At 68.6% G+C, this 22,036-nt stretch carries 21 protein-coding genes; all 21 read right to left on the bottom strand.

The features are described 5' to 3' along the window. Positions 1 to 3: 3 nt before the first annotated feature. Complete coding sequence (locus ACWCHM_RS08605; RefSeq protein ID WP_454221989.1) at positions 4 to 1,827, bottom strand: AGE family epimerase/isomerase; 1,824 nt, start codon at positions 1,825 to 1,827, stop codon at positions 4 to 6. Next, positions 1,817 to 2,479 carry a DJ-1/PfpI family protein gene (locus ACWCHM_RS08600; protein WP_454221988.1) on the bottom strand — a complete coding sequence of 221 codons (663 nt, stop codon included), beginning with the start codon at positions 2,477 to 2,479 and terminating at the stop codon, positions 1,817 to 1,819. The genes ACWCHM_RS08605 and ACWCHM_RS08600 overlap by 11 nt, the downstream gene beginning before the upstream one ends. An 87-nt stretch (positions 2,480 to 2,566) precedes the next feature. Continuing rightward, complete coding sequence (locus ACWCHM_RS08595; RefSeq protein WP_454221987.1) at positions 2,567 to 4,168, bottom strand: thiamine pyrophosphate-binding protein; 1,602 nt, start codon at positions 4,166 to 4,168, stop codon at positions 2,567 to 2,569. Positions 4,169 to 4,204: 36 nt separating this feature from the next. Continuing rightward, positions 4,205 to 5,029, bottom strand: coding sequence for a type 1 glutamine amidotransferase domain-containing protein (locus ACWCHM_RS08590; protein WP_454221986.1), 825 nt, complete (start codon positions 5,027 to 5,029; stop codon positions 4,205 to 4,207). Positions 5,030 to 5,183: 154 nt separating this feature from the next. Continuing rightward, complete coding sequence (locus tag ACWCHM_RS08585) at positions 5,184 to 6,530, bottom strand: maltokinase N-terminal cap-like domain-containing protein (RefSeq protein ID WP_454221985.1); 1,347 nt, start codon at positions 6,528 to 6,530, stop codon at positions 5,184 to 5,186. Continuing rightward, positions 6,527 to 8,233 (bottom strand): maltose alpha-D-glucosyltransferase, encoded by a 1,707-nt coding sequence (gene treS / locus ACWCHM_RS08580; RefSeq protein ID WP_454221984.1) that lies wholly within the window; start codon positions 8,231 to 8,233, stop codon positions 6,527 to 6,529. Before treS ends, ACWCHM_RS08585 begins: the two co-directional genes overlap by 4 nt. Further along, positions 8,230 to 10,191 carry a maltotransferase domain-containing protein gene (locus tag ACWCHM_RS08575; RefSeq protein ID WP_454221983.1) on the bottom strand — a complete coding sequence of 654 codons (1,962 nt, stop codon included), beginning with the start codon at positions 10,189 to 10,191 and terminating at the stop codon, positions 8,230 to 8,232. Before ACWCHM_RS08575 ends, treS begins: the two co-directional genes overlap by 4 nt. 98 nt (positions 10,192 to 10,289) lie before the next feature. Continuing rightward, positions 10,290 to 10,973 (bottom strand): EthD domain-containing protein, encoded by a 684-nt coding sequence (locus ACWCHM_RS08570; protein ID WP_454221982.1) that lies wholly within the window; start codon positions 10,971 to 10,973, stop codon positions 10,290 to 10,292. 29 nt (positions 10,974 to 11,002) lie between these two features. Further along, positions 11,003 to 11,311 (bottom strand): muconolactone Delta-isomerase, encoded by a 309-nt coding sequence (locus ACWCHM_RS08565; protein ID WP_454221981.1) that lies wholly within the window; start codon positions 11,309 to 11,311, stop codon positions 11,003 to 11,005. 421 nt (positions 11,312 to 11,732) lie between these two features. After that, entirely contained in the window at positions 11,733 to 12,980 is a 1,248-nt protein-coding gene (locus ACWCHM_RS08560; RefSeq protein ID WP_454221980.1) for an NAD(P)/FAD-dependent oxidoreductase, read from the bottom strand. Further along, a complete protein-coding gene (locus tag ACWCHM_RS08555) occupies positions 12,977 to 13,324 on the bottom strand; it encodes a bifunctional 3-phenylpropionate/cinnamic acid dioxygenase ferredoxin subunit (RefSeq protein WP_454221979.1) in 348 nt (115 codons plus the stop codon). The genes ACWCHM_RS08560 and ACWCHM_RS08555 overlap by 4 nt, the downstream gene beginning before the upstream one ends. A gap of 14 nt (positions 13,325 to 13,338) precedes the next feature. Further along, positions 13,339 to 13,803: a cupin domain-containing protein gene (locus ACWCHM_RS08550; protein WP_454221978.1), complete on the bottom strand. Its 465-nt coding sequence runs from the start codon at positions 13,801 to 13,803 to the stop codon at positions 13,339 to 13,341. A 67-nt stretch (positions 13,804 to 13,870) separates the two neighbouring features. Continuing rightward, positions 13,871 to 14,659 carry an oxidoreductase gene (locus tag ACWCHM_RS08545; protein ID WP_454221977.1) on the bottom strand — a complete coding sequence of 263 codons (789 nt, stop codon included), beginning with the start codon at positions 14,657 to 14,659 and terminating at the stop codon, positions 13,871 to 13,873. A gap of 51 nt (positions 14,660 to 14,710) precedes the next feature. After that, positions 14,711 to 15,487 carry a DUF2306 domain-containing protein gene (locus ACWCHM_RS08540; RefSeq protein WP_454221976.1) on the bottom strand — a complete coding sequence of 259 codons (777 nt, stop codon included), beginning with the start codon at positions 15,485 to 15,487 and terminating at the stop codon, positions 14,711 to 14,713. A gap of 63 nt (positions 15,488 to 15,550) precedes the next feature. Further along, a complete protein-coding gene (locus ACWCHM_RS08535) occupies positions 15,551 to 16,327 on the bottom strand; it encodes an SDR family NAD(P)-dependent oxidoreductase (protein WP_454221975.1) in 777 nt (258 codons plus the stop codon). A gap of 324 nt (positions 16,328 to 16,651) precedes the next feature. Continuing rightward, positions 16,652 to 17,560: a TIGR03619 family F420-dependent LLM class oxidoreductase gene (locus tag ACWCHM_RS08530; protein ID WP_454221974.1), complete on the bottom strand. Its 909-nt coding sequence runs from the start codon at positions 17,558 to 17,560 to the stop codon at positions 16,652 to 16,654. A gap of 58 nt (positions 17,561 to 17,618) precedes the next feature. Then, positions 17,619 to 19,019: an MFS transporter gene (locus tag ACWCHM_RS08525; protein WP_454223043.1), complete on the bottom strand. Its 1,401-nt coding sequence runs from the start codon at positions 19,017 to 19,019 to the stop codon at positions 17,619 to 17,621. Positions 19,020 to 19,141: 122 nt separating this feature from the next. Continuing rightward, on the bottom strand, positions 19,142 to 19,579 hold the full coding sequence (locus ACWCHM_RS08520) for a MerR family transcriptional regulator (RefSeq protein WP_454221972.1): 438 nt from the start codon (positions 19,577 to 19,579) through the stop codon (positions 19,142 to 19,144). 134 nt (positions 19,580 to 19,713) lie between these two features. Further along, positions 19,714 to 20,025: a putative quinol monooxygenase gene (locus tag ACWCHM_RS08515; RefSeq protein ID WP_454221971.1), complete on the bottom strand. Its 312-nt coding sequence runs from the start codon at positions 20,023 to 20,025 to the stop codon at positions 19,714 to 19,716. A gap of 23 nt (positions 20,026 to 20,048) precedes the next feature. Continuing rightward, the gene (locus tag ACWCHM_RS08510) at positions 20,049 to 20,492 is read right to left on the bottom strand and encodes a nuclear transport factor 2 family protein (RefSeq protein WP_454221969.1); all 444 of its coding nucleotides are present in this window, start codon (positions 20,490 to 20,492) and stop codon (positions 20,049 to 20,051) included. 80 nt (positions 20,493 to 20,572) lie between these two features. After that, positions 20,573 to 22,015, bottom strand: a complete 1,443-nt coding sequence (locus tag ACWCHM_RS08505) for an ankyrin repeat domain-containing protein (RefSeq protein WP_454221967.1) — start codon at positions 22,013 to 22,015, stop codon at positions 20,573 to 20,575. Positions 22,016 to 22,036 lie beyond the last annotated feature (21 nt).

The raw sequence follows: 22,036 nt of genomic DNA, 5'->3' as shown, positions 1-22,036 counted from the left end.
GTGTCAGTCGACCGCCGTGAGCCGAACACGGACCGACAGGGGGGTCGACGCGTCCGGCAGGTTGACCGTCATCGTGGTCGGGTCGAAGTTCCGGTACGGGCGGTCGTCGATGCGCACCCGTTCTAGCCGGACCCGGCCCGGCGGGAGGGCGTCCGGCGCCACCCGGAGCACCCGCCCGGGGAAGCCACCGGGAACCGGACGGAAGTAGAGGTCCAGGGGCTGGCGATGGATCAGCAGCCGCTGGTAGACGGTGGCCAGGTAGCACAGTTCGGCCGCGTGGTACATGCTCATCGAGTGGCTGCCCTTGAGCCGCTCCGTGCCCAGCAGGTAGGGCATGCCGTCGGCCAGGACGTTGAAGTAGATACCACCCTCATCGTGGTCCAGGAAGAAGGCGTTGTAGAAGGCGGCTGACTCCCGGGCGTACCGGTGGAACTCGGCGTCACCGCCGTTGCCGGTCAGGATCAGGTAGGCCAGCACCGCCTGTTCCTGCTGCCACCACGCCTTGCGGTCGTGCCAGGTGTGCCGGTGGCGGCTGGTGGACGTCGCGTCCCGTTCGAGCACGTCGTACCAGCCGCCGCGCTGGGTGTCGGCGGCCAGCGCGGGCATCAGGCGGCCGATCCGTTCGGCGAGCTGCCGGTAGCTGTCCTTCGGCCGAATCGCGTTCATCCGGAGCATGTTCCAGGCGATCTTCAGGTTGTGTCCCACCACCGCCCGGTTCTGCTGCCAGCCCCAGGACCGGTCGGTGCGCCAGTCCTGGTGGAACCGCTCCTGCACGAACGGGTTGCCGGGCTCCGGAAAGTGCGTGACGACCAGGTCGAAGGTGTGCTCCAGCATGTCGGCGTACGACTTGTCACCGGTGGCCAGGTACAAATTGATCAGGTAGGCAGGCGCGTGGTCACCGATCGAGTTCCAGTTCTTGCGCGACCGGTTACGCCCGAGTGAGGCGTGGTGCGGGCTGAGGTGCACCGGGTCGATGTGCGAGTAGTAGCCACCGTGCTGCGGATCGCGGAAGTACTTCTCGAACAGCCGCACCGTCGCCTCGATGTCGGCGAGTATCTGCAGGTCCCCGGTTATCCGGTACGTCTGGGTCATACCCACCAGGGCGTAGATCTGCTCGTACGCCGGGATCGCCGCCCGGTCGTCGTCGAACACGGAGGTGAACAGCTTCGACTCGACTCCGTCCCGGACGTCGATGCCGTGGTACCAGTAGACGACGTCCTCGTCCCGGTCGACGAACCGCATGTGCTCACGCATGTACCGCGTGCCCTCGTCGGCGACGGTGAGCAGGTCCTCGTCGCCGCTGAGTAGATAGGCGCTGGCCATGCCGTAGATCAGGCGGGACAGGGTGTCCGTCTCCTGGACGTGGTGGTCGCTCTTGTCGCCGCCGAGCCGCAGGACGGTCCGGTAGTCGGCGAAGTCCGGCAGGGCCGCGTCACCGAACTGTGCCCGCCGGTAGAACCGGGCCAGTTCGGTGAGCTGGGCGGGCCACCAGTTGGGCCGCTCAAAGACGTAGTCGTCGGGAGCCCGCCCCGGCAGCACGAGGTGGTGGGCGACGAACTCGTACCCGTCCCCGTCAGGGGTGAAGATCCCGTACGCGAACACGTAGCGGTCCGGCAGCAGGAACTGGTCCAACTCCCCGGTGACCCAGATCCCGGGTTCACCGAGATTGCGGATGATCTCGGCGTACATGTCGGGGGAGTAGACGCCCGGGACGTGCCGCCCGTCGCTGGTACGCAGTTCGAACCGGCGCGATTCCAGGTCGTGCCGGACCAGGTAGCCGGCGACCAGATCGGAGAAGACGAAGTCGGGGCGGTAGTCAGCGGCCACGGCCGGACCCGTTCGCCGGCACCGAGGAACGCCACCACCTGCGCCCGCCTCGCGCCCCGCGGGCCACCAGCAGTTCGATGATGGTTCGGGCAAACAGGTGGCAGTGCTCGGCGCTACGCCCGGTGACCAGGTCACCGGAAACGACCACATCCTGGTCGGTGTAGACGGCACCCATGTTGCGCACATCGCTGACCAGGTTGTTGTGGCAGGTGACCGCCCGGCCGCGCACCACGTCCGGGACCGGGGCCACCAGCCACATCCCATGGCAGATGACGCCTTTGAGCACCGACGGTTCGGCGAACGCCCGCCTGATCAGGTCGACCGCCGGCGCCGTGCCGGACGGATGCTCCGCGTAGCGCAGCCGGTCGGCCACCATGCCACCGGGGACGATCAGCGCGTCCAGGTCGCGCAGCCGTTCGTCGTCGACCTGTTCGAGGTCTCCGTCGACGGTAAACGGCACCTGCTGCTCGTGGCCGGTGAAGGTCAGTGCCGGCTGCCCCCACAGCCGGGTGAGGAAGACGACGTCGGCGCCCTCCTCGGCGAACCGACGCGCGTAGTAGTCGATCTCGTACTCGACATGATCGCTCTCCATCAGGATCGCGACAGTCCGGCCCTCCAGAGGGCCTCCGTCGCGACGGACGATGTTGTTCACTGTGCCGGCTCCAGCCGTGAGGTCAGTGTCGGGACCGCGCGTGCCGCCGGCCGGGCAGACCGGCGGCACGCGCGGTGCGGGAGGGGTTCACCCCGTGATGAGGTCCACCAGGAAGGGACCACGGTGCGCGAGCATCCGGCGCACCGCCGGCTCGACATCGTCAGCCTTCTCCACCCGTACCGCCTCGACGCCGAGGCTGCGGGCGAGCGCCGCGAAACCGATGTCCGGCCGGGAGAGGTCGAAACCTTCCGGGTGGGCGTGCGGGTCGATCCCACGCTCCCGCCAGTACTGCTCGATGTTGAGGTCGAGCAGCTCGTACCGGTGGTTGTTGCAGATGACAAACCTGGCCGGGATGTCGTACCTGGCCGCCGTCCACAGCGCCTGGATGGTGTACATGCTTCCGCCGTCCCCGGTGAAGCCCACCACCTCGGCGTCCGGCCGGGCGAGTTTGGCGCCGATGGCGCCGGGGATGCCGATGCCCAGGGACCCGCCCCGGGTCAGGAAATAGTTGCCGGCCGTGCGGGGCGGCAGGTGCCGCGCCAGCCCGGGCGAGGCGGTCAGCGCCTCGTCGAAGACCACCAGGTCGGAGCCGGCCCGGTCGGCCAACTCCGCCGCGAACAGCTCGATGAGGGAGCTGTTCGCGGTGAGCTGCGGTCGTGGCGGCTCCCCCCGGTCGCCCGGGGCCGGGGCCGCGTCGAGCCCCTCGGCCAGGGCGGCCAGGGTCGGCTTCGGATCGGCGATCAGCGCAACGTCAACCGGGAAGTTCTTCGCCACCTCCCAGTCGTCCAGATCGACGTGCACGATCCGGGCGTCGGGGTGGAACGGGCTGTGCAGGGCCGGGAAGACCTCCGGGAAGACGTACGTGCCCACGATCAACACCGCATCGGCGTCGGCCACCGCCGCCGCACTGACCTCACCGAACATGTGGCCGAGCTGGCCCCGGTACAGGGGGTGGGTGGCGTCCATGTTGAACTCGGAGTTGTCCAGGCCCCACACCGGCGCGTTCAACCGTTCGGCGAGCATGGTCAGTTCCGGCTGGGCGCCCGAGACCGCGACCCCGTCGCCCATCAGCACCAAGGGCCGGCGTGCGCCACGCAGAATCTCCACGGCGTGGTCGAGTTCCGCCGGCACCGGCACCACCGATCGGGTCGGAATGGTGCTGGGCACCACCGGCTCGTCGGTCAGCTCGTCGAGCACGTCCATCGGGAGCGCGACGAAGACCGGACCCCGTGGTGGGGTCATGGCTACCTTCACGGCCCGGCGCAGCACCCGCAGCACCGAGTCCGGGTGCAGCACCCGGGTAGCGTACTTGGTCACCGGCCGAGCCATCGCCACCAGATCGGCGGCCATCTGGGAGTCCATCGCGTCGTACCGGACCCCGGCCTCACCGGCTATCACCACCAGCGGCGAGTGGCCGCGCTTGGCCTGGTAGAGCATGCCGATGCCGTTGCCCAGGCCGACCCCGGTGTGCAGCTGCACCAACGCCGGCCCCCCGGTGGCCCGGGCGTAACCGTCGGCGATCCCCACCGCGACGGTCTCCTGGAGCCCCAGGATGTAGCGGAACGCCGGCAGTTGCTCCAGGACGTCGAGAAAACCCTGCTCCACCGTCCCGGGGTTGCCGAACATGGTGGTCATACCGTCCGCCGCGAACTGTTCGAAGATCGCGACCTTGCCTGGTCTGGCGGTCACTGGTCCACCTCCCCACCTCGTTGTCGACCCGCCAGCTCACCAGCCGTAGCGACGGAGACCGTTCTCCAGCACCTCGACCAGCTTCTCTCCGCCGAGGAAGGAGTCGGGGGTGGACCTGGCGGTGATGAACGGGTAGTCCACGAGCACCGAGGTCTCCTTGCCGACGTTCCCGTGGAACCGCCCGTCCGGCCCGGTCGCGTCCCGCAGGATGTACTCCAGCGGGTACGGCGGCGGCCCCATGTTGAAATTGACGCCGACGAATCCCGTGCCGTCCTTGTAGTCGTACTCCTTGCAGTGCCCGGTGACATGCTTGCCCCAGATGATGCTGTCCCGGGTGTCCCAGTCACGGGCGAAGGCCAACGGCGCCACCCCGTAGCACAGGCCGAGGATCGGCTTCTGCGCCCGGTTGAAAGCCAGGATCAGCTCGTGCACCCGGCCGTTGTTCGCCAGATCGACGATCGGGCCGCTGCCACCGACGATGGTGAGCGCGTCATACTGCTCGATGTCGGTATCCAACGATGCCAGTTCCCGGTAGTACGCCTCCATCGCACGCAGCGGATTCGGCACGCTCTCGTAGGGGCGCTCGGGAATCCAGTCGGCGAGGCTGACCGGGTTCTCCAGCCGGTCGGACTCGTCCAGTTCCCGGGCGGCCACCGCCACCTCGGGGGTGGTCACGGCCCGTCCCAGCGGCGGGTCGACGTACCCGGGGTCCAGGCTCGGCGGCAGCGCCACCGGACGCTTGCCGTTCGGGGTGGCGAAGACGCTCTCGTAGCCCTGGTTGTCGAAGGCCACGAGCGGCCCCAACAATTCCTCACCCCAGTATCCGTACTCCGACAGGATGATGAGAATTTTCTTCGACACTTTTCCTCCCAAATTCGGGCCGGTCATCGATGCGGCAGCAGTGCACCGCCGAATTAATTCAATCAATCCCGGGGAATCACTGGCAAGGCGTCAGGGGTTCGTCGTCCACACTCGTACAGGTCAAAAATCCAACGTGACGAAATACCGCCACACCTCAGGAACCGGAAATGGACTCGAGCACCGCACGCCACGGCACCGACACCCAGTCCGGTCGGTTCCGGGTCTCGTAGACCACTTCGTAGAGCGCCTTGTCCAACTCGTACGCCCGCAGCACGGGCGACGCCCCGGACAGTTCCGTCCCGCCGGCCCGGCCGTAGCCGGCCAGGAACGCCTCCCGGGCGGCCGGCAACCACCGGCGCAGCCACGGTGCCCGCTCCGGCGCGAGGCGTTCGACGTGGCCCGCCGCGTAGCTCAACGAGCGCAGCACGCCGGCCACGTCCTGCAGTGGTGACCGCGGGACGGCACGGTCCGCGATAGGCACCACCGGCTCCCCCTCGAAGTCGATGAGCAGCCACCCGGTGCCGGTGCGCAGCGCCTGCCCCAAATGCAGGTCGCCGTGGATGCGCTGGAAGGGCCCGACGCCCGCCGACCGCCCGGCCGGCGCCAGGGCGGTCCGGAGCCGGGACAGGTAGGGCTGAGCGTCGTCCACCTCGTGGACGGCCGTCTCCAGCCTGGCCGACATGCGGTCGCGGACTGCTGCCAGCATCGCCCCGTCCGGTGCGGCGGCACCGAACTCCTCGGCGAGCATCCGGTGCACCACCGCCACGGCGGCACCCAACTCGCGGACCTCCGTCAGCAGCCCATTGCCGGCCCCGAGTGCCCCCGTCACCAGGGTCCACCCGTCGACTGCGTCCGGCACGAACTCCTGCACGATGCCGAGGGTGACCGGCCCGGCATCCAGGCTGGTCTCGATCGCACCGATCAGCGGGGCGAGGTTCGGCCCGGACAGGCGACGGTGGACCTCCAGGTCCGGGTTCACCCCGACATCCAACCGGCGAAACAGCTTGAGGATGAACCGGTCGCCGAAGACCAGTGACGTGTTGGACTGCTCGGCGGTCCCCCGCCGCACCGGCAGGCCCGCACGACTGGCGAAGGCGAGTGCCTGCGGTCTGTCCACGACGAACCGCACACCGTCGATCCGATGCCCCTCAGCCACCGCCCGTAGCAGGGAGGCCATCACCTCCGGATCGCCGGTCGCGTCGTACAGCAGGTCGCCGTCGTGCTCGCCGATCAGGTCGTCGGGCCCGGGACCGCCGTGGCGGTCACCGCGCAGGGCCAGCGGCAGTTGGTGGTGACGCAGTTCGGTGCCGCCCGGACCGCTGACCCGGACCGCGACGATGCCGAGCATGCCGCGCGGACCGGTCGGCCGGTGCCGTGGTCCCAGGTCGACGAGCCGCACAAACTCGACGCCCTCCACCCGGCTTCCGCCGCCACCGAACCAGCGGCGGCCGGGCAGCCACAGGGCGACCGCGGATGCCCACCAGCCGGGCGCGGCGGTCACCCCGACTCCGGGCGGTGGGTGACTCCGAACCAGAAGAAGCCGTGTGCGGCGAGGGTCAACGTCCGTTCCGGCGTCAGCACCGGACCGAACGAGGTACCGCCGGTCAGCTCGACCAACTCGGCGTGCAGGCACGGCGACAGGTCGATCTGCACCAGCTGCGGATGCTGAGACAGGTTGAACACGCAGACCACCGACCCCTGGTCGCCGGCGTCACGCAGGAAGGCCAGGACGCCCGGGTTCGAGGAGGGCAGCTCGGTGTAGTCACCCAGCCCGAAGGCGGGGTGCTCCTTGCGAAGCTGGATCATTCTGCGGGTCCAGCGCAGCAGACTGGCCGGATTGTCGGTCTGTGCCTCCACGTTCACCGCCTGGTAGCCGTACACCGGGTCGAGGATGACCGGCAGGTAGATGCGGCCGGGGTCGCAGTCGGAGAAGCCCGCGTTACGGTCCGGCGTCCACTGCATGGGGGTACGGACCGCGTCACGGTCGGCGAGCCAGATGTTGTCACCCATCCCGATCTCGTCGCCGTAGTAGAGCACCGGTGACCCGGGCAGGCTCAGCAGCATCGCGGTGACCAGTTCGATCTGGTTGCGGTCGTTGCCGAGCAGCGGAGCCAGCCGGCGACGGATACCGATGTTGGCGCGCATCCGGGGATCGGTGGCGTACTCGGCGTACATGTAGTCACGCTCTTCGGCAGTGACCATCTCCAGCGACAACTCGTCATGGTTGCGTAGGAAGATCCCCCACTGCGCTCCGGACGGGATCGGCGGTGTCCGCGCCAGGATCTCCGCCACCGGATAGCGGCTCTCCCGGCGCAACGCGCCGAAGATCCTCGGCATCAGCGGGAAGTTGAATGCCATGTGGCACTCGTCACCGCCCGATCCGGGGTCACCGAAGTAGTCCACCACGTCCTGCGGCCACTGGTTCGCCTCGGCGAGCAGGATGCGCCCGTGGTACTCGTCGTCGACGACCTTGCGGCACAGCTTGAGGAACTCGTGCGTGGCCGGCAGGTTCTCGCAGTTGGTCCCCTCGGCCTCGAACAGGTACGGCACCGCGTCCAGCCGGAACCCGTCGATACCCAGGTCGAGCCAGAACCGCAGGACGTCTGTCATCGCCTCGACGACCCGAGGGTTCTCGTAGTTGAGGTCCGGTTGGTGGGAAAAGAAGCGATGCCAGTAGTACTGCCGCCGCACCGGATCGTACGCCCAGTTCGACTTCTCGGTGTCGATGAAGATGATCCGGGCGTCGGGATACCGGGTGTCGGTGTCCGACCAGACGTAGAAGTCGCCGAACGGGCCGTCCGGGTCCCGCCGCGATTCCTGGAACCAGGGATGGGTGTCCGAGGTGTGGTTGAGGACAAGGTCGATGATGACGCGGATGTCCCGGCGGTGGGCCTCGTCGAGCAGTTCCACAAAGTCCTCCACCACCCCGAAGTCGGGCAGCACGTTACGGAAGTCGCGGATGTCGTACCCTCCGTCGCGCAACGGTGAGTCGTAGAAGGGCGGCAGCCACAGACAGTCCACTCCCAGCCATGCCAGGTAGTCCAGACGGCTGGTCAGGCCGCGTAGGTCACCGCTGCCGTTGCCGTCGGAGTCCTGGAACGCGCGCACCAGAACCTCGTAGAAGACCGCCCGCTTGTACCACTCGGCGTCCGGCTGGGGCGGGCGGGCGCTGGACAGGCCGGGAGCCTGCGTTCGGGAAGTCACTGCTGCCGCCCGGCGATGTGCGCCACGGCCCGCTGCGGATCGAGTTTGACGTAGGTGTCGGCGCCCCAACCGAACAGCTCGCCGCTGACCTCGTCGAGCACGGTGAACCGACCGTCGGCGGGTAGGCCGAGCACCGGCATGTCCCAGTGCACGAAGCCCTCCCGCGGGTGCCGTGGGTCGAGGTTCACCACGACGAGCACCAGGTCCCCGGTGGCGGGGTCCTGCTTGGAGTAAGCCAGCAACGCCTCGTTGTCCGTGGGATGGACATGCAGGCTTCGCAGCCGGCGCAGCGCCGGGTGGGCACGACGGATCTGGTTGAGTCGGGTGAGCCACAGTTCGAGCGAGCGGTCCTGTGCCACCGCCGTCGCCCAGTCCCGGGGACGGAGTTGGTACTTCTCGGAGTCGAGGTACTCCTCGCTGGTCTCGCCGAGGGCCTGGTTCTCGAACAACTCGAACCCCGAGTAGACCCCCCAGGTCGGGGAGAGCGTCGCGGCCAGCGCGGCGCGGACCGCGAACATCGCCGGACCACCGTGCTGGAGGCTGGCGTGCAGGATGTCGGGGGTGTTGACGAACAGGTTCGGGCGGCACTCGTCGGCGTGCGCAACCAGGTCGACGGCGAACGCGACCAGCTCGGCCCGGCTGGTCCGCCAGGTGAAGTAGGTGTACGACTGGCTGAAGCCCAGCCGGGCCAGACCGTACAGCCGTGCCGGGCGGGTGAACGCCTCGGCCAGGAACAGCACGTCCGGTCGCTGCCGCTTCACCGTCCAGATCAGCCAGTGCCAGAAGTCCGCAGGCTTGGTGTGCGGGTTATCCACCCGGAAGAACCGGACGCCGTGGTCGACCCAATACAGCACCACGCGCAGCATCTCCGCCCGAATGCCCTCGGGGTCGTTGTCGAAGTTCAGCGGATAGATGTCCTCGTACCTCTTTGGCGGGTTCTCGGCATAGGCGATGCTGCCGTCGGGGTTGGTGGTGAACCACTCCGGGTGCTCGGTGACCCACGGGTGGTCCGGAGCGCACTGCAGTGCCAGGTCGAGGGCGACCTCCAGGCCCAACTGGGTGGCGCGGGCCACGAAGGCGTCGAACTCGTCGATGGTGCCCAGTTCAGGGTGCACCGCGTCGTGGCCGCCGGCCGCCGATCCGATGGCCCACGGCGAACCGGGGTCACCCGGTGCGGCCACCACCGAATTGTTGCGGCCCTTGCGGTTGACCTCCCCGATCGGGTGGATCGGTGGCAGGTACACCACGTCGAACCCCATCCGGGCGATCCGGTCGAGTTCGGTGGTGGCAGTGGCCCAGGTGCCGTGCACCGGCCGCCCCGCACCGTCCCAGCCGCCGGTCGACCGGGGAAAGAACTCGTACCACGAGCCGAACAGGGCACGTTCCCGGTCGACGTGGACCTCGTAAACGTCGCCCTCGGTCGGAAACTCGCGCAGCGGAAACCCCTCCAGCACCGTCCGGAGGGCGGGGCTGCTGATCGGGCCGAGCCGTTCGTCGAGTGGCAGTCCCTGATCGCGCAGCACCGCAGCCGCCTGTCGCAGCGTCCGGGCGGCCGTGCCGTCCCGGGTGCGGGCCGCCTCGTCGAGCAGGACCGCCCCCGCTACCAGGTCACCGGCGAGCGTCACGGCGTCCTGTCCGGCGGACACCTTCGCCGCGACGGCCCGGCACCAGGTCGCCCAGGGATCTCCCCAGGCGTCGACCCGGAACGTCCAGGTGCCGGGAGCGTCAGGGATGATCGTGGCGGTCCAGGTGTCACTATCGACCCCGTCGGGGACCATCCGGGTGAGCCGCGGTTCCTCATCCGCGGGTCCCTGCCACACCACGGTCGCGGCGAGCGCCAGGTGGCCCTCCCGCCAGACCGTCGCGCGGATCGGGAGGTGCTCACCGACCACGGCCTTGGCGGGATACCGTCCGTCGGAGACGACCGGGGAAACGTCGTCGATCGCTATGCGTTTCATGTTCGTCGCCTTTACATGTCAGGAAAGACGCACGCCGCGGACCCGTGACCGAGCCCGCGGCGTCCCATGGGTCAGGTGGTCCCGGACGGGACCGTCGATCAGCGGGCCTCGGGACCGATGATCCAGTGCTCCCGGGTGAGCATCTCGTTGGTGTACCGGGGCTCGACCAGTTCGGCCAATTCGTCCTCGGCGAGGCGGAACTGGGGCGAGTCGAGCGCCGCCCGGGCGGACTTTACGTCCTCGAACCAGAGTTGGTGGACGGCGTCCTTGACGGTCTCACCGAGGCCGTACCAGGAGTCGCGGGTGACATTCTGCAGGTAGCCACGCAGGCCCGGAACGTCCAGCACGAGGTCCGCGTACTTGCCCAGACTGCGCTCGCGGAAGTCGGCCAGCGTCCGCCCCTCACGGCGCTTCACCAGGCGGATGAGCTTGACGCCCGGCTCCTGCGGCGGGGCCAGCACCTCGTGCGCGTCAGTGTCCAGAACCAGGGTGCGCCAGAAGGCCGCCCACCGGGGCTCGTCGAGCCGCGCCCCGTTGAGGAACTCATCGGTCTGCAACGAGGCGATCTGCTCTTCCTCGTTGGCCAGCCAGATCTCGGCGACACCACTCCACAGGAACTCGTCCGGACGGGGTCCGAAGGGAATGCGGGTATCGATCTTGTACTTGCGGATCTGCGGGATCTGGCTGGCGTACCGGACCGCGTGGACCTCCAGCCAGTAGCGCTGGAACTCCTCCTCGGTCATTCCCGGCTTCGGATGGGCGAAGATGAGTTGGTGGATCATGGGGTTCCCTTCTCTACGATCCTCTGGGGTCAGAACTTGTACCGCTTCAGGACGTCCTCGGCGAATCCGAGATAGTCCCGCAGTGGCCACACCACCTCGAACTCCAGGTACTCGCGCATGGGCAGGCGGCCGAGCGCGGTCCGGTCGAGTTCCTCGGCGTCAGGCGAGTCGATGATGCCGATTACCCTCTTCTGGCCGGCCACCTTCCACAGCCCCACGGCGAAGCCGGAATCCAGCGTCTCCTGTGCGTGCACGGCCTCCTCGGCCTCGATTTCCCATAGCTCGTCGAGACTGATTCGGCCTTCGTGATTCCACTTCATCTGGACGTAGAACAGCACTTCATGCCTCCTGTCTGCAATTTCTGACTGAACGGGTCGGCCACCAGATAGCCGCTTCAGCTAACCATGACGCCCAATCGTCGTGGGCTATTCGCGCGATTTGCCGACTCGGCGGCTCACCAGCCGGCACCAGCTCCGGCGGACTATTTCAATTCTGCTTTCCGGATACAGCTCCGGCAATATCGACCACACGGAGTGGGTACGGTCTCCGCGTCGACGGGTCCGCCGTGCCGAAGGAGCCCGGTCAGCGGTCCAGACGCCAGGTCACGGCGGGTGGGGCAGGGCGGTCGGGGTGTCCTGCGGGCCGCGGCGATACAATCGGCGCGGGGCCGGCGACACTCGACCGCGGGATCGCTCGCCGGGAGCGGAAGCCCGGGCGGCGGGTGTCGACTGACGATCCGACGGGGCGGCCCTGGCGGACCTACGCGTCCGACCTGTCCCGGACGAGGGTCCGCAGGTCGACGGAGTCGTCCCGGAGTCTGGTGGCGTCGACCGGCATGCCGCGGTCGATGGCCCGACGCAGGATCTTCAGATCGGCGGGCCGGTTGATGCTGACCGCTCCGACGGCCCGACCGTCCCGCACCGCCACGGCGAGCAGATCGTCCTGGTCCAGACCGCCCCGTACCACGCTCAGCCGACCCGACTGGGGATCGCCGACGACCTCCAGGTGCAGGTCCGTGCGGCTGGACCAGAACCACGGAACGGACGGCTCGGGAAGTCGCTGCCCGAGCATGGCTGCTGCCGCCGTCCGCCCGGTCCGTAGCGCGGCGTCCCAGTGTTCGACCGGGCGGGCGGGACCGGTTGGACCGCCCTGTTGGGCGACGTCACCGGCGGCGAAGATCTGCGGATGGGAGGTGCGTTGTGCGTGGTCGACCAGGATTCCCACGTCGACGGCGAGGCCGGCCGCCTCGGCCAGGGCAAGATCGCGTTCGATACCGATCCCGACGACGACCACGTCGCAATCGACCGTATCCCGCTGGCCGTCGACCCGGATGCGGACCGCACCGGACCGTGCCTGCACCTCGCGCACGGCACCCGTGACCAGTGCGATCCCGTGCCGACGGTGCCGCAGATGCACCATCTCGGCGATTTCGGAACCGAGCACTGCGGCCAACGGCCAGCGCACCGGATCGATGACGGTGACCGCCGCGCCGAGCGCCGCAGCGGAGGACGCGACCTCCGCGCCGATCAGCCCGCCACCGACCACGCCGAGCCGGACACCCGGCCCGAGCTGTTCCCGCAGTGACTGCGCATCGGCGAGGGTACGCAGCGAGTAAACCGCAGGATGCCTCGCGCCCGGCAGGTCCAGCCGTCTCGGACGACCCCCGGTGGCGATGAGTACCAGGTCGGCCGTCTCCGCCGCACCGGTCGACAACTCCACGCGGGCCGACCTCGGCCGGACGGCACGGACGCCGACCCCGAGGCGCAGCCGGATTCCACGCTCGTCGTACCACCGGTGCGGGTGCAGCAGGGCAGAGGCAGGCTCGGCGGTCCCGCGCAGGACGTCCTTGCTCAACGGCGGCCGGTCGTACGGCAGGCTTTCCTCGGCCCCCACGATGGTGAGCCGGCCGTCGTAGCCGAGCGCCCGTAACTGTTCGGCGGCGCTGACCCCGGCCAGTCCCGCGCCGACGACCACGATGGCCCGGGGCGGGACGGCGTCTCCGGTCACTGGCGGACGTCGGCGTCCGCGACGAGAACGATCATCCCGTCGTCGCCGACCTCGACGCGGTGGGTCACCGCGTCCCGGGTCGCCGGCAGCGCGGTGGCCGTGCCGGTGCTCAGCTCGAACCGTCCACCGTGCAGCGGACACTCGACCTCACCGTCCTCCACCCACCCCTCGGCCAGGGAGGCGAGAGCGTGGGTGCAGGTATCGTTCAGGGCGTAGAACCGGCCGCCGTCGTTGAAGACGGCGATGTCGTCGGAGGCTCCGACCGTGGTCCGGGAGACCCGGACAGCGAATCCGTCCGGAACGTCCCGGGCGGCGCAGACCTGGATGCGTCGGGCGTCCGCCATGTCCCCTCCCCCGCTCATGCTGCCGGCTCGAAGTCGTACCGACCGGCCAGTTCGACGATCAGGTCACGCTGGCTCGGTGTCATCGGCAAGGGGACCTTGCCGGCCTGCGCGTCGACACCTATCGACATGAAGAAACCCTCCATCCCGCCGGGCGTGAACAGGAACAACAACCTGGCGGTATGCTGACCGATGTTGCGAAACCGGTGCCGTGTACCCCGTGGGACGAAGACGAAGTCCCCGCGGCCGGCCGGGAAGGTGTCCTCACCGTTGAGGAACTCCAGCTCGCCGGCGAGCACGTAGAAGGCCTCGTCGGTGTGGTGGTGCCGGTGTGGGGGCGGCCCGCCGCCCGGTGGTACCGACGCCTCGGCGAAGGTGAGCGCGCCGCCGGACTCGGCGGCCGAACACTTGAAGGTGTAGGTGGCGTCCCCGAACCAGATCGTGGGTCCAGCCTCGGCCGGACGGTGGATCACACCAGGCATCCTGGCGCCTCCTTTCAGGACGGACACCGATCGGCGTGCCGGGAGGCCCGGCACGCCGGACCGGATGTCAGAGGGTGGCGACAAAGCCGCCGTCGATGGCAAAGTTGGCACCGACGACGTTGGCCGCGCGGTCACTTGCCAGGAGAAGGACGAGGTCGGCCACCTCCTGGGGATTGGTGAACCGCCCGCTCGCGGCCTGCGCGGAGATCTGCTTCACGAAGGTGTCCGGGTCGATGCCGGTGGCCTTGCGTACGGCCGGCGCGATGCCGTCCTCGCGCAGCCACATGTCCGTCAGCGTCGGCCCGGGGCTCACCGTGTTGACCCTGATGCCCCGGGGGCCGAACTCCTTGGACAGCGCCTTGGAGAAGTTGCTGAGCGCGGCCTTCCCGGCGGTGTAGTCGTACACGTCGGGATCGGGCAGGTACGACATGATCGAGCTGACGTTGACGATCGACCCGCCACCGCGCTCGATCAGGTAGGGAACGGCCGCGCGGATCGTCCGCACCGCCGCCATCAGGTTGATGTTCAGACCCCACGTCCAGTCGTCGTCGGTGATCGACAGGAAGCCCTCGCTGCGGCGGACCACGCCGCCGACGTTGTTGACGACCACATCGATCCCACCGTGCAGGGCCAGGGCCTCGGCGACGAGCCGGGGTCCACCCTCGGGAGTGGCCAGGTCCACTGCGACCGGGTGTACCAGTCCCTCCGTGGCCAGGTCCGTCAGGTCGCCGGCGACGTTGCGGGCACCGGCGATCACTCGGGCACCCTCGTCGGCGAGTGCTCGGACGATTGCCAGTCCGACGCCCCGGCTGGCGCCGGTCACGATGGCGACTTTTCCGGACAGGTGCAGGTCCATCTCTCTTGTCTCCTCTGCTTGTGCTTCGAGGCCCGCAGGTCGGCCCCTGGGTCAGGAGTCGGTGGTGGCCACGGCATGGTCGGCCACCAGGGCAGTTCGCGTCGGGCGAACCGGCCGGCGACGGTTACGGGGCCGCAGCACGTACCACTCCACGAAGACGACGTGCACGGCCAGCGCGGTCCACAGCGCCACGGCCTCCAACTGGTGGGCCGTCGACAACGGCTCAACCCCGTAGGTCTCGGGCAGCGCCGAAAGCGTGCCGTTGATGAACAGCAGTGACAGCGGTCGGGCGGTGATGGTGGAGGTGGTGATCGCGACATTGCGCAGCATCCATCTCCGATGGTCGTCGATCCGACGTTGCAGGATCGCCCGGAAACCGGCGACGACCGAAACGGACCAGAGCAGACCCATCATCAGCAGGGCCGACCGAACTCCCTGCCCCGCCGGTGTCAGGATCGCCACCGGAAAGGACAGGATCGCCGACGGGATCACGCCGCCGAGGTAGTAGACCCAGCCGGCCCGGCGGTGCACCGCCGGGTGCCGTTCCCGCAGCCACGGCCAGACCTGGAGCCAGGCGAGCAGCACCGCGACCACGCCGAACAGAATGTGGATCACCAGCAGGGGGTAGTGCCACGGCACGTCCGGGCGGATCGACACCCGGGACATCCGCTCGTCCAGGGTGCCGTAGGGGTAGCCCCCGAAGATGCCGAAGCCGATGCAGTACACGGCGAGCGCGAAGACCCACCACTCCCGCAGCCACCGTGGTCGGGATCGGGCGGGCCGGATGCCGGAGGTCGGCTCCTGGGCCGGCACGCTGATCGTTGTCACGTCATTTCCCTCCTTCGAAGGTGCACGAATGGACCGCCCCTGGCGGTTCGCCGGGAGGACGGATCAGACGGTCTTCAGCAGCCCGCCGTCGATGACGAGGTCGGCGCCGCTGATGTTGGCCGACCTCCCGGCGAGGTACACCACCAGATCCGCCACCTCCGCCGGCGTGGTCAGCGCGCCAGTGGAGATCCCCGTGAGGGCCGGGAGTCGGGCGATCAGCTCACTCTGGGTGATCCCCGCCGCCCGGGCAGCGGCGGCGCCGATGCCGTCGGGGCCGGTCCACACGTCGGTGGAGACCGGGCCGGGCGAAACGGTGTTGATCCGGACGCCGACCGGACCGAACTCCTCGGCGAGGGCCTTGCTCAGGTTGGTCAGCGCCGCTTTGGCGGCCGAGTAGTCAGCGACGTTGACGTCCGGCCGCCGGGAGTTCACCGATCCGACGGTGACGATGCTGCCCTGCCGTTCGATGAGTGAGGGCAGCGCCGCCCGGGTGGCCCGCACGGCGCTGAAGAAGTTGACGTCGAGGGCCCATTGCCAGTCGGCGTCCCCGATCGACAGGAAGCCGCCCGGTCGAGCCTCGGCAGCGCCGACGTTGTTCACCAGCACGTCCACGCCCCCGGCCGTCCTGGTCGCGAGGTCGACGAGCGCTGCCGGCCCGTCGGCGTGGGCCAGGTCCACCTGGAGGGTGTACGGCGTCACGCTCCGCAGGTCGTCGCCGACGGTCCGGGCACCGGCGAAGACCAACGCCCCCTGCGCGACGCAGGCCCGGGCGACCGCGAGGCCGATGCCCCTGCTCGCTCCGGTGACGATCACGGACTTGCCTTCGATGGTCGAATTCATGGCACACCTTCCATTCATTCGGGGGTGTGTGCGGACCTGCCCTGGTGCCCCACTGCGGCAGAACAGGCAAGGGATCATCCGCCGGCAATCAATTCGACAAGTCGGCAGAGTCGTCGCATATCGACAGTAGAAAATCTATCACCGAATCACCGGTGAATAGCGCTCCGCCGGTGAAGCCGAACCCACTTCGTTAACTTTTCGCCTGCCCCTCCACGCAGAAATGCGCACGCGATGCGTGCGCATTTCTGGTGCCGAACAGGACGACCCGGACCGGGCCGGCTCCTCCCTGAGGGGGGAGGGAGGAGCCGGCCCGGATTCTTTCCGCTAGCGTGGACCTGAACGGCAGCTGTGCTCCACGTGCGGTAGAACCTCACAGGCCAACCACTCCAGCGCTTCGCCCACCAGGCGACCGTCGATGGGCATCCACAACGAGCACATCGTCACGCCCGCGTCGGCAAGCTGGCGAAGATCCTCGATAATGGCCTCGGTGCTGGCGTCAGTGCCGCCGAGCAGCCGACCCGGGACGGGCCGGACCGCCGGAACTCCCTGCGGCACCAGGAACCCGACCGTGCTGATCTCGATCGTGGCCGGGTCGCGTCCCGTACCGACCGCCAACTCCTCGATCCGACGCCGGAAGAAGCGTGCGTCCTCGTGGGTGATGCCGGAGCCGTGCCAGCCGTCACCGAACCGCAGCGCCCGTCGGATCGCCGCATCGCTGTGCCCACCCACCCAGATCGGTGGCCCGCCGGGCCGGTGCGGGGGCACGCCGATGACCGCATCACGGAGAACGGCGAACCTGTCGTCCAGGTCTGCGGTGGTGCCGGACCAGAGTGCCTTCATGATTTCCAGGCTCTCGTCGGTCCGCTGACCCCGGAGCCGGATCGGTACCCCCAGTGCGTTGAACTCCTGGGGATTCCAGCCGGTGCCGACGGCGACCACCAGGCGACCCGCCGACATCACGTCGAGCGTCGCGAGCTGGTTGGCCAGCACCACGGGCCGGTAGTAGGGCAGGACCAGCACACTCGTGGCGATGCCGATGTGGGTCGTCGCGCCGGCCACCGCCGACAGCAGGACCACCGGATCGAGGCCTACGCCGTTCGGATTCTCCAGCACGTGGTTGGCCATGAGGACGTACTCCAGCCCGATCTGCTCAGCGTCACGCGCCGCCCGGAGCATGGCGTCGCCCGCGTCACGCGGCCACGACTGCGGCTCCAGGGAGAGTCCGAACTTCATACCCGTCTCCTGACGATGATGGCGACATGGGAAGCAACGGTTCAGCGGTCGTCGCAGCTCAGACCGGGGCAGGCTTGGCCTCGGCCTTACTCCCCCGCTCCCAGGACGGGACCAGACTCACCACCACCGCACCGACCACGGCGGCGACTGCCGCCACCACGTAGGCGACGTGGTAGCCGTGCAGGACACCGGCCTGACCGTCGGCGCTGACCGTCGACATGGCCGCGACGACCACCAGGGCCGCAACCCCGACGCTGGCGCCGACCTGCTGGGCGGTGACGTTCAGGGCACCGGCCACGCCGTGCCGCTCCGCCGGAACTCCGGTCAGCCCAGCGGTGGTCATGGTGGGGAACACCGCGCCGACGCCGATCCCGATGACGATCAGACCGGGCAACATGTGCACCCAGTAGTTGCCGTCGAGCGGGGTCCACGCCCAGGCCAGTATGCCCAGGCCGATCAACATCAACCCGAGGGCGAGCATGATCTTCTGGCCGAAGCGGGACAGCAGGCGGCCGGTGAAGAAGTTCGCCATCAGGAAGACGCTGAGCGAGAAGGGCATCACCGCGATGCCGGACTGGAACGGCGAGTAGTCCAGCATCTCCTGCAGGTAGAGCGGAGCGAAGAACTGCAGGCCCAGCGCGGCGGTGTAGAGCAGGAACGCCGAGAGGGTCGCCAGTCGTACGGGAACGGGGCGCAGCACCGACAGGGGCAGCAGCGGGTCCGCAGCCCGTCGTTCCCAGGCGACGAAGCCGACCAGCAGCAGGACGGCGCACGCCACCGACCCGACCACTACGGTGTCGTCCCAGCCAGCGGAGCCGCCCCGGCTTACCCCGAAGACCGCCAGCAGCAGACCCGCCGTGACCATGACCGCACCCGGCACGTCCAGGGGATGCGGGTTCCGGGCGGTGGCGGGTAGTGCCGCCCGCAGAGGCAACAGCACCAACAGGCCGAGAACCACCGAGAACGCGAACACCGCCCGCCAGCCGAACAGGTCGGTGAGCACACCGCCGAGCACGAAACCGCCGCTGCCGCTGGCGGCACCGACCGCCGCGTACATGCTGAAGGCCCGGTTGCGGGCCGGCCCGGCAGGGAAGACGTCGGACAGCAGCGCGATGGCGGCCGGGCCGGACAGCGCCGCGCCCAACCCCTGCAACGCTCGACCGACGATGAGCACCTCGACGCTGGAGGCCACGGCACCGGCCAGCGCCGCCGCCGTGAACAGCGCGACCCCGAGGCCGAAGACCAGGCGTCTGCCGAACACGTCGGCGAGACGGCCGCCGAGTAGTAGGAAACCGGCGAACGTGACGGCGTACGCTGTCAAGATCCATTGCAGGACGGAGCTGTCGAGCGCGAACTGTCGCTGCATGCCCGGCAGCGCGGCGTTGATGACGTTCATGCTGCCAATGTCGAGCGCGAGGGCACCTGCGAGGACCGTGAGAGCAAGCCAGTGTCGGGACACCTGGATTGCGTCGTCCTTCGTCTCAGCGTCATGTTCGATGGTCAAGGCAAGCTCCTGACAGGGGCGTTCCGGACAGCGTCGAGCGACCCGGGTCACCGGGCGCACCCGCCGGATGCGGGAATTCAGTTACTGGTGGCGGTGGCGAAGACCGGCTCGTCGACAGGCGCCCTGTCACAGGCCATCGCCGTCTCGGTCTCGGAGACCTGCCGCGCGAGCCGCCGGCGCAGATCTTGCAACGCGGCGATACGCCGATCGAGGGCGCCGAGCCGGTCGGCGGCGATCCTGATCGCGTCGGGACACATGGGCAGGGTGCTCAACGGCTGATCGAGACACCCCTTTTCGATCGAGATCCGAATGTCCTCGACGGTGAGCCCGGACTCCAGCAGCTCACGAATGTTCCGGACCCTGACCACCGAGAGTTCGTCGTACTCCCGATAGCCGTTTGCGGCACGACGTGGTGCGATCAGGCCCTGCTGCTCGTAGTACCGCACTGACCGGGCACTGACGCCGCACTTGTGAGCCAGTTCTCCGATGCGCATCTCGATCATCCCCTCGTGCACATGGCGATGCTAGAACATTGACACTAACGTCAAGGTCAATCATTGCACCGATGTCCGGGGCCGTGTGAACCTGGCCGCAGACGCCACTCCGGTCGCCCGTTCGTGGTACCGGACGACCGGAGTGGGTGTCGGGGTCACAGCGGTTGCGGCTGCTCCAATCGGAACTGCCGGACGTCGATGTCCCCGTCGACGAGCCCGGGCAACTCCGCCATGAACCCCGAAAGGTGCTCCTGCCCGAGGTGCCTGTCCAGGTCCTCGGCCGACCGCCACGCCTCGTAGAAAAAGAGGTTTCGCGGCTGCTCGGGGTCCTGGTGCACGCGGTAGTCCAGGCAGCCCGGCTCGTCGATGGTCAGCCGGGCCAACTCCACCATCCTGGCCTTGAGCTCCTCGATCCGGCCGACCCTCGCGCAGGCGAAGCCGGCGACCACAAGCGCCCTGTCGGTCATGTCACCCACCTCCATGATGTTCGTCAACCGACGCCGTGGTAATCGACGTCCAACAGGCCGAACCCGAGACCCGCCTCGATCGGATCGAAGTACTCGGCGTACAGTCGGATCTTGCCGTTGTCATCAAAGGTGAGCAGGGATATATAGGTGTTCCGGTAGATGTCACCACTGTGCATGACGCACTCGCCGTCGAACTGGACGATCACCGTGTCACCCTCGGCCCACATGCCCCGAACCGGGAAGCTCAACCGACGGAAGGTCTGGGGCAGGTTGCGCCACCGGGCGTGGATCGCGTCGCGGCCCACGATGTGCTCAGGGAACATCCGCCGACCGAACGGGTAGAAGTGCTCGGCGTCCTCGGCCCACAACTCCATCCACGCGTCTATTCGCTTCTCCTCCAGCAACCGGAGGAAGGCCCGTGCCGACGCCTTGTTCGCCTCGGCACGCTGGCTGTTCGCCAATGACATCACCCATCTCCATTCCCCGGCGTGACCGTGGGTGACGCGGCCGCAGGGCCACGTCACCCACGGTCAGTTCGCCTCGGTGTTCAACCCAGGCGCGAACGGATCTCCCGGGGGAGCCGGTGGTCCGCGCCGAAGACCTCCTCGGCCAGGTCGAGCGGGGTCTTGCCATCGTGCCCGACGAGCGTCAGCGACGCACCCGCCTCGATCACGATCTGGCTGCACTCCTCGTACCCGTGCCACAGCGCATCGTGCAGCGGCGTGTAGCCGTTGGTCGCGCCCTGGAAGTCCAGATCCACCCCGGGCCAAGCGGAGATGAGCCGGGTGAGGTCGACGTGCCCGTTGTAGACGGCCTTGTGGAGCGGCACGGCACCGAAGGTGGGCTCGGTCGCGTTCACGTCGGCCCCGGCATCGAGCAGCAGCCGCGCGATCTCCGTGTGGCCGTCACGCGCCGCCACCAGCAGCGGAGTGTGGGCGTCGTTGAAGCCGTTCACGAACGGGAACCGCTCATCGACCTCCGCCCCCGCGGCGAGCAGACGGCGGACCGCCTCGACGTCACCGGTCGTGACGGCCAGCATCAGGCGTTGCCCGGCCACCCGCCGCTCGTCGGCCGCCATCCGGTCCTTGAGGTGCTGCTCCGCTTCGAGGAGCCGCTCCTTACCGATGGTGTTGACGTTCAGTTCGTACTCGAAGTGCTCCTTGAGCGAGAACCCGTAGTGGGTGCTCAGATTGAGGCCGGCACCCATGTCGAGCAGGAACCGGGCCACATCGGGGAACTTGTACCACAACGCGTCCATCAGTGGCGTGTGACCCGTGGTGGGAGCGACGCTGTCGACGAACGCGCCCGCGTCGACCAGCGCCCGCACCACCGCCAGATCGCCGCCCTGGCATGCCTTGTGCAACGCGGTCAGGCCGGCACGCGGCTCCGCGGTCAGGACGTCGGCGCCGCTGTCCAACAGCAGCCGCACCGAATCGGCGTCACCCTGCCCCGCCGCGATCATCAGCGGGGTCAGGCCGCTCGGATCACGGGTGTCGACGTCCGCCCCCGACCGGAGCAGCTCGGCGAGCTCGTCGTGCGCCCGCCGACGAACCGCCTCGACCAGTCGTGGCCCCGAGTCGGCGGTGAAGGCAGCCACCTCTCCGTTGGGGTCGAAGTAGACCTTCCACGCCACGATCCGGCCATCGTCGTCGACGACCAGCTTGTGGGAGTCCTCGATCTCGAACTGTTCCCGTGTCCGCGCGTGCAACGCCTTGGTGTAGATGACCGCGAACGCGGTGTCGCCGTCGGCCCGTAGTTCCCGCATCGCGTAGTCGACGATCTCCGTCGTCTCACCACGCACGACGAACGCCTCGCGGACCGCGTCGATGCCGACGTGGCGCCCCAGGTAGGGGATCACCTCGTTCCAGCGGTCCTTCGGAAGCTCGAAGTCGATGTCGGGGGACAGCGCCGCGAGGGCCGCGTCGAGATCCCCCCTGGCCAGATCGGCGAAGTACGTCTCGACGACCCGCCGTGTGAGTTCGGTACCCATCACAGACCTTTCTCCGGTCAG

This window comes from Micromonospora sp. SCSIO 07396 (assembly GCF_053667945.1).
The sequence above is the reverse complement of the archived record's forward strand: the minus strand, read 5'-3'. Positions and strand labels throughout refer to the sequence as shown.